The sequence below is a fragment of the Nodosilinea nodulosa PCC 7104 genome, from assembly GCF_000309385.1.
GTDB classification, from domain to species: domain Bacteria; phylum Cyanobacteriota; class Cyanobacteriia; order Phormidesmidales; family Phormidesmidaceae; genus Nodosilinea; species Nodosilinea nodulosa.
The window spans coordinates 1,197,425-1,210,251 of sequence record NZ_JH976537.1 but is presented as its reverse complement, the minus strand read 5'-3'; the positions used below and the strand labels follow the sequence as shown (position 1 = coordinate 1,210,251).

Annotated in this window: 9 protein-coding genes; 2 read left to right on the top strand and 7 right to left on the bottom strand. The window is 52.4% G+C overall.

The window, feature by feature from the left end:
- Positions 1–71: 71 nt before the first annotated feature.
- Positions 72–470, top strand: coding sequence for a response regulator (locus tag LEPTO7104_RS0105265; RefSeq protein ID WP_017297506.1), 399 nt, complete (start codon positions 72–74; stop codon positions 468–470).
- Here LEPTO7104_RS0105265 and cheB read toward each other — a convergent pair.
- From cheB to LEPTO7104_RS36740, 6 genes are all read right to left on the bottom strand, one after another.
- Positions 463–1,518, bottom strand: a complete 1,056-nt coding sequence (gene cheB / locus LEPTO7104_RS0105260) for a chemotaxis-specific protein-glutamate methyltransferase CheB (protein ID WP_017297505.1) — start codon at positions 1,516–1,518, stop codon at positions 463–465. The two genes, LEPTO7104_RS0105265 and cheB, sit on opposite strands and share 8 nt — an antisense overlap.
- A 149-nt stretch (positions 1,519–1,667) precedes the next feature.
- Positions 1,668–4,640, bottom strand: a complete 2,973-nt coding sequence (locus LEPTO7104_RS0105255) for an Hpt domain-containing protein (RefSeq protein WP_017297504.1) — start codon at positions 4,638–4,640, stop codon at positions 1,668–1,670.
- A 38-nt stretch (positions 4,641–4,678) separates the two neighbouring features.
- A complete protein-coding gene (locus LEPTO7104_RS0105250) occupies positions 4,679–6,136 on the bottom strand; it encodes a methyl-accepting chemotaxis protein (RefSeq protein ID WP_026072393.1) in 1,458 nt (485 codons plus the stop codon).
- 74 nt (positions 6,137–6,210) lie between these two features.
- Positions 6,211–7,236 carry a chemotaxis protein CheW gene (locus LEPTO7104_RS0105245; RefSeq protein ID WP_017297502.1) on the bottom strand — a complete coding sequence of 342 codons (1,026 nt, stop codon included), beginning with the start codon at positions 7,234–7,236 and terminating at the stop codon, positions 6,211–6,213.
- 390 nt (positions 7,237–7,626) lie between these two features.
- Positions 7,627–9,084 carry a CheR family methyltransferase gene (locus LEPTO7104_RS36745; protein ID WP_083887007.1) on the bottom strand — a complete coding sequence of 486 codons (1,458 nt, stop codon included), beginning with the start codon at positions 9,082–9,084 and terminating at the stop codon, positions 7,627–7,629.
- 2 nt (positions 9,085–9,086) lie between these two features.
- On the bottom strand, positions 9,087–9,926 hold the full coding sequence (locus tag LEPTO7104_RS36740; protein WP_017297500.1) for a pentapeptide repeat-containing protein: 840 nt from the start codon (positions 9,924–9,926) through the stop codon (positions 9,087–9,089).
- 1,234 nt (positions 9,927–11,160) lie between these two features.
- Between LEPTO7104_RS36740 and LEPTO7104_RS0105225 the strand changes: the two genes are divergently transcribed.
- Positions 11,161–11,448 carry a hypothetical protein gene (locus LEPTO7104_RS0105225; RefSeq protein WP_017297498.1) on the top strand — a complete coding sequence of 96 codons (288 nt, stop codon included), beginning with the start codon at positions 11,161–11,163 and terminating at the stop codon, positions 11,446–11,448.
- Between the two features lie 144 nt (positions 11,449–11,592).
- On the opposite strand, the gene LEPTO7104_RS0105220 is transcribed toward LEPTO7104_RS0105225, so the two are convergent.
- Positions 11,593–12,827: ABC transporter permease (locus LEPTO7104_RS0105220; RefSeq protein WP_340627200.1), on the bottom strand; the 1,235-nt coding region annotated here is incomplete at its 5' end.

The following is a 12,827-nucleotide window of genomic DNA, read 5'->3' as shown; positions in this document are numbered from 1 at the left end:
TAAGAACGGTTTCCTTTGTGGGAATTCTTATAACAATGAGCACCAATTTTGCCCTCAAGAGGTTGTCGACTATGTCCACCTGTGTTGCCACTAAACACGTTGTACTATCGGTAGACGACAGTTTAATTAGCCAGCAGATGATCAAGCGAGCCCTCGACACTAGCTACCGAGTGCTGCTGGCCGACAATGCAGTGGACGCCCTCTCCGTGATTTCTCAAGAAACCGTCGGAGCAATTTTGCTCGATATTTCTATGCCGGGTATAGACGGCTTTGAGCTGTGTCGTACGGTACGCAGCCTGCCTCGGTTTAAGAATGTTCCCATTGTCATGGTGACCTCCCGCGATACCGAAGCCGACCGGCAAGAAGCACGCCTGTCTGGAGCCTCTGGTTATTTAACCAAGCCCTGCAAACCCGAGCGTCTCAAAGCCGTTATGGGCAAACTTCTCCCCCAAACTCAGGGAGTTAGTTAAAGACCTGTCTTAGCAGCACTGGTGCGATGTCGCTCAGGGGTAGCACCTGCTGGGCAGCGCCTAGGGCAATGGCCTCTTTAGGCATGCCAAACACGATACAACTGGCTTCGTCTTGGGCAATGGTCAGGCTGCCGGCTTGGGCCAGCGCTTGCAGCCCATCGGCCCCGTCTCGTCCCATCCCTGTCAGCAGTACTCCTACTGCTGAGCGGCGATAGTAAGCCGCCACTGATTTAAACATCACCGTCACCGATGGGCAGTGCCCCGCCACCGGGTCTCCCTGGGTGAGGGCAATTTGCCCTCGAGCATTAATTTCTATGTGGTGCCGCTCAGGCGGAAAGTAAACCACTCCAGGGCAAGGCATGTCACCAGGGGATGCGATCGCGACCTGGATCGCACAACTGCTGTTGAGCCACTCAACTAGCCCCTGCAAAAAACCATCGCTGATGTGCTGCACACACAAAATCGGCACCGGAAACGTTTTAGGCAACTGCTGCAAGATCGTGAGCAGGGCCTGAGGCCCCCCGGTAGAGGCCCCGATCGCCAGCAGCCGGGGCGCATGAAGATCGATACTCACTGCCGCCTTGGGCAGCGCTACGGCTACCACTGGCCCAGCCGAGCGCCGTTGGTGGGTAAACACTGAGACTCCAGACAACACCCGCAGTTTAGTGATTAGCTCAATTTTGGCCTTTTCATACTCTGAAGCCAGCCCTGCGCGCGGCTTAGGAAAAATATCGAGTGCTCCGGCCTCTAAAATGCGAAATACATTTTGGGTGTCGTCTTCCTGGACCGAAGCGCTGATCACTAAGATAGGGCAGGGAAAACGGGCCATCACCTCCTCGGTGAGTTCCAGCCCATTCATTTTGGGCATATGTAGGTCAGTGCAAATAATACTGGGCCGGACCACCGGGATCATGGCCAATGCCTCTTGGCCATTGCGGGCCACACCCACCACTTCTATATCAGGTGTGGTCTTGAAAATACGCTGTAGAATCGCCAGGGCAATGGGCGAGTCATCCACCAGCAGCAACCGAATTGGGCCAGAGGGCATTGCAGTCTCTCACGACAAACGTTCTGAATGCCTACCTTTAGATAGGCGCATCAACCAAACTTTCCAGACCTTATCTCGACGGGAGGCAAACAGCCAGATTCAGCTTCATGCCAGCCAGGACAGGGGATCAAGCTGGCGATCGTGCTGCTCTAAATCAAGCGATCCAGGGTCTCAAGCAGCACAGCTTGGGTAAAGCTCCCCTTAGTGATGTAGGCATTAGCGCCTGCTTCTGCCCCTCGGCGGCGATCGCTGTCGCTGGCCAGAGTGGTGACCAACACCACCGGCAGCTCACTATACTCGCGATGCTGACGAATGCGCTGGGTTAAACCCAGACCATCGAGATTTGGCATCTGCACATCAGAGATTACCGCATCAAAAGCACGCGATTGCAGTTTGCTAAAGCCGTCCATGCCATCTACAGCGGTAACGACTTCGTAGCCTGCCGACTCCAAAATCCGCTTCTCCTGAATGCGGGTAGCAATGGAGTCTTCGACCAGCAGAATACTGCGGGGGCGAAGTTCATCGATCTCGGCAGTGTGAGCCCTCTGCGCCGAGACAGCCAGATGCCCCGCTCGATGGCGTACTGCTGCTACCAGATCCTGCGGATTCAGCACCATACAGACTTCTCCCGTGCCTAGAATGGTCGCCCCAGAAATGTGGCGCACCCGCTTGAGCAACTGACTTTGGGGTTTTAGCACCACATCCTGTTCATCGATCAGAGCATCCACAAAAATTCCTAGTCGGTCTGAACCGACCTGCAAAATAATGCACGAAAGACGCTGGTTGGCGGTCTGCCCTGGTTCTACTGAATCGGCTTTTGTCCCATACAACAGCTCTGATAGCCACACCACCGATACCGGACGCTCCTGGTGGAGGATGGTGGGGTAGCCTTCTAGGGTGAATATATCGCTGGACTGCACCAGACAGGCGGTTTCTACAAACTCTACGGGCAGCGCATAGATTTGTTGACTCACCGTAACCAGCAGTACATGGGCCGTCGCTAGGGTAATACCCAACTGAATCCGTAGGGTACAGCCCTGCCCCGGCGTCGATAGCACCTCAATGCTGCCTTTAAGTCGTTCTACGTTAGTACGCAACACATCTAGCCCTACCCCCCGGCCCGAAATTTCGGTCACCATAGTTCGAGTCGAGAAGCCGGGGCTAAGAATCAGCGCCTGAATTTGGCTGGAGGTCAATAGTTCTAGCTCTTCAGGGCGATACAGCCCCCGCCGGACAGCGCTTTGCTTAATGGCATTGAGATCTAATCCGCGACCGTCATCGCTGACCTCCAGGATGATATTGGTCGCCGTTTGGTAGCCGCGCAACGTAATGGTAGCCGATTCGGGCTTGCCTGACCTGACTCGCTCTGTCGGCGTTTCAATGCCGTGGTCAATGGCATTGCGAATTATGTGTAGCAGGGGATCTTTCATGTCTTCGAGAATGCGCTTGTCGGCGCGGGTGTTCCCCCCTTCGATGACCAGTTCTACCTCTTTACCTTGCTGCCGGGCCAGGTCGCGCACCAGCCGTGGGAAGAGGTTAAAGATAGTTGAAAGGGGCATTAACCGCAGCGAGCGAATACCCTCATCTAGCCCATCGGTAATGGTCTCCAATCGGGCGGTATCTTCGTAGAGAGCAGTGCCAAGCTTAGTAACGAGGGTACCTAACTGCTCTAGACGCTGCTCGGTGCGGTTGTGAAAGCTTTCGAGCTGTTGCCAGACCGGCTTACCCTGCTGTAGGTCGTGAGCCAGAAAGCGATGCATGACCAGATCGCGATTCCACTCTTCCCAGAGATTGGTGATGCCGTCAATGTCGGCGAGGCGATGGGCAACCCGAATTTTGGTCACCGTCAGTTCACCGCTCTGGGTCATCAGGGAATCCAGGCTTTGGGTCGGCACCCGAATCGTCTCAATGCGGTAGTTAGAGGCCTGAGTCAGCGCAGCATCGGGTTCATCAGGGCAGGAGGCCGAAACCGGCTGGTGGGGAGCGTTGCTGGAGATGAGGCTGACCGGGATCACTACGCTGTTGTCCGTCGGGGCGATCGCCGCCGCAACAGGTTCCATGGTCTCAACCGGGACCACTGCCTGCGAAGGGTCAGATGGATGGGGTGTAGGGGCTACCGCTGGAGCCAGGTTAGGGGAAGCCCCCATCAGTTCAGCCAGAACGTAGAACACATTGACGGTGGTGGGTTCACCCGTGGTGGCTTCGTGGACTAGCTGCCGCATGGCCGTTAGCCCGTGGGCGAGGCGATCGCAGGTGTCAGCCGAGATCGTATCGTCCCCCCCCCCGATTGCCCCCAAAATATGCTCAATCTGGTGGGCTACCTTGCCCAAATCATCCACCCCCAACATGGTGCCGTCACCCTTTAGCGAGTGGGCCTCACGCATCAGCGCCTCGACCAAGGCGGTGTGGTCGGAGGATTTTTCCAGCTCAAGCAGCCCCTCATCCAGAACCTGCAGACGTTCTTCGCTGGTGGTTTTAAAGATCTCGCGTAGCTCATCGTCGGTAATATAGCGATCGCTAGTCGCCCCACTGCCAATCTCGATCGCATCTTCCGGGGAAGTGCTAGATTCTATCCCAGCCGCATTATCATCAAATAATTTTGGGGCTAAATCTGTGCCCTCATCTCCAACGTCAAACAGCTCAAAATCTAGCTCTGCCCCGCTATTGTTAGTGATAACGTCAGGGGCAGCCTCAAACAGCCCATCATCCCCCTCCGGCTCAGGCACCGACCGCCGCTCTGCCGACTCAGCTCCCATGAGCTTGGCCATGACATAAAACAGCTCTAGCTGAGCCGGTTCGCCCGTAACCGCTTCGTGAGCAATCTGGCGCATCGCGCCTACACCATAGGCCAGTCGGTCAAACAAGTCTGCTAAGACGGCTTGTTCACTATGCCTAATGGTCCCCAGCATTTGCTCGATTTGGTGAGCCACCTTGCCCAGTTCAGTGACTCCCAGCATGTTGCTATCCCCTTTAAGGGAGTGCGCCTCGCGCATTAAGGCGGCTAGGGTCTCCTGGTCATCGGGATATTTCTCCAGGCGTAAAAGCCCCTCATCGAGGGCTTGCAGACGCTCTTCGCTGGAGGTCTTGAAAATATTGCGCAGTTCGGTATCGTCAATCATCATGCTAGGGCGCTCCCTCCGATGTTTGTTTTGCCACGAGGCTAAATTGCCATCTTGAGCTGGACAGCACTCTCGTTAAGCTGGTGGGTGCCCACTTTAATCTGACTGATACCCTTGGCGTTTTCCTGAGAACCAGTGTTAAGGCTGTTCATGGCGCTCACAACCTGCTGAATAGCCACTGCCTGCTGCTTCACATTGAGAGAAATTTGCTGACTGTTGAGCACCACACTGCCGATAGCATCGGCTACCCCGGCAAAAGCATCGGCGGTTTCTTCGGCAATTTTGACCCCTTCTTCAACAGTTTTGGTGCCCTCGTCAGTAACCATCACCGTTGAGTTAATAGCGGTTTGAATATCGGCGACCAAGGCATTGATTTTTTCAGCAGATTTTTTGCTCTGGTCGGCTAGTTTACGAATCTCACCAGAGACTACGGCAAAACCCTTGCCATGCTCACCAGCTCGCACCGCCTCTACGGCGGCATTGAGAGCCAGCATATTGGTTTGGTTAGCCAGGTCACTGACCAGGCCAGAAATCCCACCAATCTGGCTGGTCTGCTCGCTCAGGCGAAGAATTTGATCGGCGATGGCATCCACCTTTTCTCGTAGCGCAGTCATACCATCAAGGCTGCGCTCTACGGCGCGGGTACCACCTTCGGCCAGCGATAGCGCTTGCTGTGCCCCAGCGGCAGCGGCCTCAGCTTGTTCTGCCGACTGCCGGGATGAAGCCCCTAACTCATCCATCGTGGTGCTGGTTTCGTTGACGGATGCGGCCTGCTGGCTACTGGTGCGCTCCTGCTGCTCAACACTGGCGGCGATCCCGCTGGCACTGTTGGCAATATTACCCGCCACCTGGTTCATAATCCGCGATGCTTTTATCAGAATGAGAATGCCGATCAGTACTGACAAAACGATCGTCGCAGCTGCCGCGCTGAGGAAAATAATATCCAGTTGCCGCAGGGCTGCCGCTTGCCGTATCTCACCAGAGGCAACAAAGCCGTCCTCCAGCTCTTCCATGGTGGCGAGTAAGTTGTCAATATCACTGACTAAAGCGCTACCATCACTTTCTTTCCAGGCTTGAAACCTCACTTGATCCTGGTCTTCATCAGCAAGATTGATCAGGCTTGTCTGTAAGACAATAAACTGATTAACAAGCGTATGTAGTTCTGTTATGTTTTTTAGCTGGGCTTCGCTTTCTATTTCGGCCTTTAGTTCATCAATTGCAGCTAAGTAATCATTCCGAGCTTTGTTGAAATCTAGCAGAGAAGCAGAATTTGCCTGGGCTAAGTAGCTGCGGACGGCGCGGTCCATAGTATGGACATTTAAATTAATGTCGCCAACTTTGTCTTTGATTTCCCACGTTTCTTTTAGTTCATCAGATGCTCTAGCTAACTGCTTAACGCTAATCACTGTGACGCCAGCGGAAACTATTAGCGCAATAACAGGTACAGAATAGCCTAGGGCAATCCAGTGGCGAAGCTTTCCAAATTTAATATTTTTCATAGTTAACCTCCAAGACTAAAAAACAAAAGTCAACGAAAAAATGGCAGATCAGATTTGTCGATGCCTATATCTTTTTAGCCCGACTGATCGACAATCAACTCGCCATGAGTAAGGAGTGTAGGCAAGTCTACGAGACTCATCATTGAATCACCGTAGCGAGTTATGCCTTTGAGATAGAGGTTGCCACTAGAGTGAGCCGTGGTAGGCATCGTGGCAATATCTGAAGCATTCATATAGACCACATCAAAAACATCGTCAACAACAACTCCGGCTACTAACGAACCTAGTCGCATAACCACAGCTTTGCGATGGGTAGCCGCGGCAGAAGTAGGCAGATTTAAGAAGCGTCGCACATCTACCAATGTCAAAATTTCGCCACGCAAATTCATGTTGCCGACAATATGGGGCGGACAGCAGGGGACGGGAGTTACCCGAGCCACATTGGCAAATTCATGCACAGTTTCTAGCCCTAAGCCAAAATGCTCTCCTTCTAAGCTGACTACGGCCAGTGCTGATAGCTCTGAGGTATGTTCTGGAGTTGAAAGCTGTGCTAGCCCTACCGCTCGTCTTTGCAGCACCTGCTGGTCAGGAAGGCTAAACTGCGCCATAAACTGATTAACGCAGCTCTGTACTACAGTCTCTAGTGCTGCTGACGGTTGTGCAATGCCCGCTGCTCCATGCACTAGGGACTCCGAGTTGAGCAAAACAACAATGTTTTCAGCATACTGAGCTAGCCCAGCAGTGAGAGGGTGGACAGTATTGGCGATATAAGCAGTCTCAGAGGTCGCAGTAATGCTGCCTGAATCGATCGCTTCTACAGCCTCAATCTGATCAACTATTAGCCCTACTTGCTGACCCCTATGCTGCACTAAAATCACAGCCTGATTCACAGTATTGGGCCGTCTGGCATGCCCTAAATGCAGGTTAAGATTTAACACTGGCAACAGCCGGCTGCGCAGATTAAGCACCCCAGCAACTTCTGGCCCCGATTCGGGTATGGAGGTTAGGGCCGGTAGCAAAAAGATTTCTTCTACTGCCTCAGCCGCCAGTCCATAGGTGGTCTCACCCAGGTTGAATAACAGATAAGATGTAGGGCTCATAGCGGTTTACCTACGGATACATGCAGCTTAAAAGAGGAAAACATAGTCGACTAAGCTTTTGATCCCCAAGAGGAGAACAGCACTACCAAAACTAGTGTTCCCTTGAAATGCAGATCAGCAGCAGAATAAAAATTTAAATTAGGAAGAATATCAGGCTTCCAGCTTCTCGCGGCGTCAAATTGACAACTTCATAGAGTAAAGAATTACCAAGCACCAACAACTTGTGACACTAAAATTTGCTAAAAATCATTAGCGGAAAGCCTTGCTGAATGACTCAAGCCACGGTGAAATCCTGATCGTCTCACCATGTTGAGCTTCTCTAGCGTTAACTATTTTTAGAATTTTCTTTCTGTTCGAAAATAGTTATGTTAATGCTACAGTCTTGTGGTCTTATCTTGGAGGCAGGCTAGCCATTAGAGTAAGCGCCTGGTCATGAACTTTCCGAGATCTTTCTGACTGTTCTTGGCGCTCATATATGCTAGCTAGATCTAGATAGGCATCAACAAAGTTGGCGTCTAGATAAATAATCTTTTTGAGATATGACTTAGCTGTCTCTAAATCATTTTTTTCCTCTGCGATCTGAGCAAGTAAATAATACATATCTATGCTAAAAGGCTGGACTCGAATAACGTCGAGGCATAGGCGCATTGCCTGTTCGTGCTGGCCGATATTCGCATAGGCACGAGCAGCAATCTTACGGGCGGTATCGCATTGAGAATAGGTCTTTAAAATAGTTTCAGCTTGTTGGATTGCGCTGGTGTAAGCTTTTTGTGCAAGTAATACTTCGGCCTCATGCAGCACTTTTGCTAGATTATGGTTTGGGTTTGAGGCAACCCTAGACTTAGGGGAAGGCGATGGTTGTGGTAAGTCTTTAGTTCTGCCTGAACGTGGCGATCGCTGAGGAGTAAAAAGAGAAATCGTAGTTGCCTGAGCAGCTTTAGGTATGGGTGGAGACAGCTCGCGCTGAGACTGCTTTTTGTACACGACAGATTCTGGGAAACTAAGGGTTTCAAACTGGCTGGTATCTTGGCTGTAAAGCTCGGTGTGGCCAGAGAGAAAATAACCCTGGGGTACTAGCGACTGGTGAAACTTTGCGATGATCTGGCCAATAGCCTGGCTGTTGAGATAAATAAAGACGTTGCGGCAAAGAATTAGATCGAGATCGTACAGACCACTGACCAGGCTGGGGTAAGGGTCATTAAGCAAATTGCCGCGCTGGAATACAACTCGCTGCTGCAGGCGATCGCAGATCTGATGGCTCTGGCGATGGGTGGAAAAGTATTTCTGCTGCAGAGCAGCAGGCATCTGCCGAAATGACCAGTTGCTATAGTTTCCTTGGCGGGCACTGTCGATGGCGGCTTGGCTGATGTCGGTACCGATCAGCAGCGCGTCCCATCGATCCCACGGGAAGTTGAGCTCGTCGAGGGCGATCGCGATGGAATACAGCTCTTCTCCGGTGGAGCAGCCAGCGCTCCAAATGCGCAGCCTGGGCTTAAAACTTGAATTGGCCTGCTCGCGGCTAATAATCTCAGGCAGAATTTGCTCTGTTAAGAGCTTAAACTGATTGCTGTCTCGAAAGAAGTAGCTTTCATTAATAGTCAAGATTGAGTATAACTCTTGCCACTCGGATCGGTGGGACATCCCATCGGCTATTCCGGTCGATGAACCAGTGTCCTGCTCTAGTTCTTTGAGTAGATAGGTGTGATAGTCGGCCAGTGACGTTAATTTTAGGCTGTTAGCCCGATGCCTTACTTTTTCTGCTAACGAAGCATAGTCTTGCTCTCGAATGTGCATGCCAGAGTTACAACGAATTAAACTACTGATGCGCCTCAAAATTAGTTCATCCATAGCTAGTTCAAAGCGCTAGTTTCAACGGTGATGGCGTCTCGATCATGGCCTGGGTTCGTCAAAATAAGCTGGCCGAGGTTAACGCGCCATAGGTTTGTTTTCTTAAAGTTGGCCCCAGCCAGTTGTGCATAGTCAAGGCAGGCTTCGGACAGGTTAGCCCGAAATAGGTTGGCATTTTCTAGAGAAGTTCTGCTTAGGTCAGCCATGCGTAAAACGGCCTCTCGCAGATCGGCTTCGGTTAGATCAGCACCCCTTAATGTTGCCCTAAATAAGTTAGTACCTACACAACTAGCTCGGCGTAGGTTAGCTTTGGTCATGTTAGCGCCCATTAAGCTGGCACAGCTTAGGTTTGCCTGGCACAAATTGGCGTTGCTCAGATTTGAGTAATAAAATGTTGTTCTTACTAGACTAGCCGCCTGTAGAATCGCTTCTCGCAGATCGACTTCATAAAAATTTGACTCTCCTAAGTCGGCACCGCTCATTAGAGTTTCCTGCATATCGGCTTTATAAAAGTGCGAATATCGCAGGTTGGCGTTTGAGAGGTTGGCCGTGTAGAGATTAGTTTTATAAAAGTCAACTAGGCTCAGATTAGCGCTGCTGAGGTCGGCCATGCACAGGTCGCCACGATAAAGGGTCGATGCCTCAAAGTTAGCATTGGTAAAAACACTTTCTCGCAGGTTAGCCCCATAAAAGTTGGCGTGGCTAAAGTCAATGCCAGGTAGATGCAATCGCCTTAGATCTGCTCCCTGAAAGTCTGGCCGAATGCTAGGGTCTTGAAGGCGCCAGTTATTCCAAGCTTCAACTCCTCTTTCCAGTATCTTCAGGTGTTCGGTATTTGCCATTGGTTGATGCTTCCTAGGTTACGCATGGTGACGATTGAGTTTGAGAGCCATGCGTAAAGTGACGATGCCAGAACAGCCTTTAAGCAAGAGGAGCTGACCTAACCACTGAACTCCATAGCGCCTAAGTGCCTGTGGGTCATTTGTATATTGACGTGAAAATAGCCTAGGCGTTGAGCCTGATCAGTAGACCTTACATAGGCTTTATGACCAGGCGTAGGAGTCTTTGTACAAGCTAGAGTTCCCCCCTGGATGCAGGATTCTGCTGTCCTCATCTATCAGCAGCACTGAGAAGAAAACATCCGATAGTTCCTGGTTTAAAGGCAGAAAGAGGCTGTTCAAGATTCTGATCAGCATAGGGCTAGAGTCAGCTTGTTTGAGCACTTGCGTTTGAGCCGCCAGAAGTGCTTCCGATCGTTTGCGCTCTGCAAATCTTGAACCTCTATCCCTTTGCACCCAATAGCTCATTTGAGGATCTCCTTACAACTGGCTCAACAATTGTTGAGCTATCGAAATGCAGCAGCCCAGGAATTTTTGGGCTAACGCTGCAGACCATGAGATTCCTGAGTTTGGATCACCTTGAGACATGATTACAATCCTGGCCATCTCGTGAGGTGCCAAGGACTATTCGCAGCGTTATCTTAAGGATAACAATTGAATGTGACAAATTTGTGAGTTAGGCAGAGATTTATCTGCGTATATTTACTGCCTTATCTTGGGCTAAGAAGAGATGCTTCTACGTATATTTTTCACTTCAGTTAACTTTTGTATTCGTCTGCTTTTTTCGTATTAAATAAGCCGATATGGTTACGTTCCACAAGGAATAGGCCTGCATTGGCTGTACTCATTGGTTTGCCGAGCAGGCGTTGCTTTAGACTCTGATGTAGAGTAAGCGCACGACTGCTTTTGTGGCAGTGTGGTTAAGCCGACTAAACCAGCTTTTCTCAAGGAGAATCTCTGCTAACGCTGATTCGTATAGTTCCAAGTATGGGTTCTTTCCTGTTTACTGTGAAAAATACATGCACGGCAGGTTGGTAGCTAAAATCTGGTTTTGTATTAAATGTTAGATCTGACAGCTAAGACTCTCTCATTTGCCGTTCAACATTTGTGGCGGAAGATGCCCGGTCTCGTGGTGGAGAAAGTAGGGTTACATTTGCCAGAGAACTTTAGTTTTAGCGACTTACCGGTAAGCTCCCCCCAGGCCAGATGGGCCGTTTGCTGTGAAGTTTCCTGTGCTGTGGTAGACCCTACCCTCATTTTCTGGACCGCCCCGGTGGACATGAATCTGCTCACCGATGCGACCGACCTGGTTATTGAGCGCAACCTGAGAGAATTTCTGCCCGTGCTGCTGATTGCCCTCAGCGCTGCCAGCCTGCCGCGCATTTTTGCTCCCCTGCGCCAGGTGCCCTACACCCTGCTGCTGGGTCTGGGTCTGGTCGATGTGCGCCTGATCGACCTGTCGCCTGAAGGAATACCCAGGACCAGGAAATTGTTAGGCGTTTCTCTCTCTAGACAAATTTTTTGATCGTGCTGGCTTTCTCTGTCGAAGACGCAACGCCAACGACTCCGCTCCGCCAAAGCGAAGTATCTCGTTCCCTGCGCGAAGTCGAAGAGGACTTCCGGGCGTTTCTCCATTTCTACTTCGCTTAGCCACCGAGGATTTCGTTTCCTACTCCCCCCGCAGCGCCTGCACCACGTCGATGCGCGTCACCCGCAGGGCAGGCAAAAAACTCGCCCCCACCCCGACGCCAAAGGCGGCCCCCATCGACAGGGCGGCATCGCGCCAGTTGAACTCGTAGGGGGCCTCAAAAACGGTGGTGGTGGCGGCCTTGGTCAGCAGGTGGACGGTGCCGACTGCCGTGGTGCCGCCGATCAGGCTGAGCAGGGCGGCCTCGGCGATGAACTGGGCCATGATTTCTAAGTCGGTGGCCCCGATCGCGCGGCGCAGGCCAATCTCGCGGGTGCGCTCCATGATCGCGGCAATGGTGATATTGGCAATGCCGACGCCGCCGATTACCAGGGCCAGCAGTCCTACGGCCTTGAGCACGCGAATGGAGGCCCGCTGGCGCTGCTCTTCTTCGTAGAGGTCTTCCACATTGCCGCCGATATACATGTCGTAGTCAGGAAACATCTGCTTGAGCTGGGCTTCGACGCGATCGCGGGTGGTTTCAAAATCGTCCAGGCTTTGCAGGGCAATTTGAATCTGTCCTCCAAAGCGAAACCGCCCCTGCAAGAGATCGCCGTAGGGTTCGGGCACCCAGAGGGTGCCGGTGGGTTCGCCCTCCTCGCTGCCGTAGAGGTCTTTGTTTTCAATCAGGCCCACAACGGTGAAGCGGGTGCCGTTGATAAAAATGCCTTCCCCCAGGGGCGAAGCCTGCTCAAAGAGTTGCTGGGCTAGCACCGTGTCGATTACGACCACCGGGCGAAAGGCGTCGAAGTCTTCGGGGTCAAAAAAACGGCCCGCCAGCACCTGCCGCCCGGTGGTTTGCTGGTAGTTTTCCGACACGCTGAAGGCGTCGAGGCTGTCGGTTACGTTGCCCTGGTACTGAACCTCTGAACCCCACAGCGGGGTGACGCGGCTGATGCTGAGAATGCCGGGAACCGCCCGCTGGATTTCGGCCATGGTGGCCTCGTCAAACTCCACCGGGGGGCGATCGCGCCCGTAGACAAAGGGGGTGATGTTGGGATTATCGCGGGCCGCCAGCCGTTCCTCCAGCACCCGGTTGGCAATGGTGTCGATGTTGAGGGTGGCGTTGACGGCGGCGACCCCCATGAAAATGCCCAGGGCGGTGAGGCCAGAGCGCACCCAGTTGCCGGTGAGATCGCGCAGGGTGGTGAGGCTGAGGTCGAGGGGGGAGAGGGGCATGGGGAGGAGATGGAGGGGCAGGGGGGCAGGGGGGCAGG

What these genes read in the sequence shown, in the direction of transcription:
- LEPTO7104_RS0105255 (WP_017297504.1), bottom strand. Translation starts at nt 4,640, where the DNA reads ATGATGATTGACGATACCGAACTGCGCAATATTTTCAAGACCTCCAGC.
- LEPTO7104_RS0105265 (WP_017297506.1), top strand. Translation starts at nt 72, where the DNA reads ATGTCCACCTGTGTTGCCACTAAACACGTTGTACTATCGGTAGACGAC.
- LEPTO7104_RS0105250 (WP_026072393.1), bottom strand. Translation starts at nt 6,136, where the DNA reads ATGAAAAATATTAAATTTGGAAAGCTTCGCCACTGGATTGCCCTAGGC.
- LEPTO7104_RS36740 (WP_017297500.1), bottom strand. Translation starts at nt 9,926, where the DNA reads ATGGCAAATACCGAACACCTGAAGATACTGGAAAGAGGAGTTGAAGCT.
- LEPTO7104_RS36745 (WP_083887007.1), bottom strand. Translation starts at nt 9,084, where the DNA reads ATGGATGAACTAATTTTGAGGCGCATCAGTAGTTTAATTCGTTGTAAC.
- LEPTO7104_RS0105245 (WP_017297502.1), bottom strand. Translation starts at nt 7,236, where the DNA reads ATGAGCCCTACATCTTATCTGTTATTCAACCTGGGTGAGACCACCTAT.
- cheB (WP_017297505.1), bottom strand. Translation starts at nt 1,518, where the DNA reads ATGCCCTCTGGCCCAATTCGGTTGCTGCTGGTGGATGACTCGCCCATT.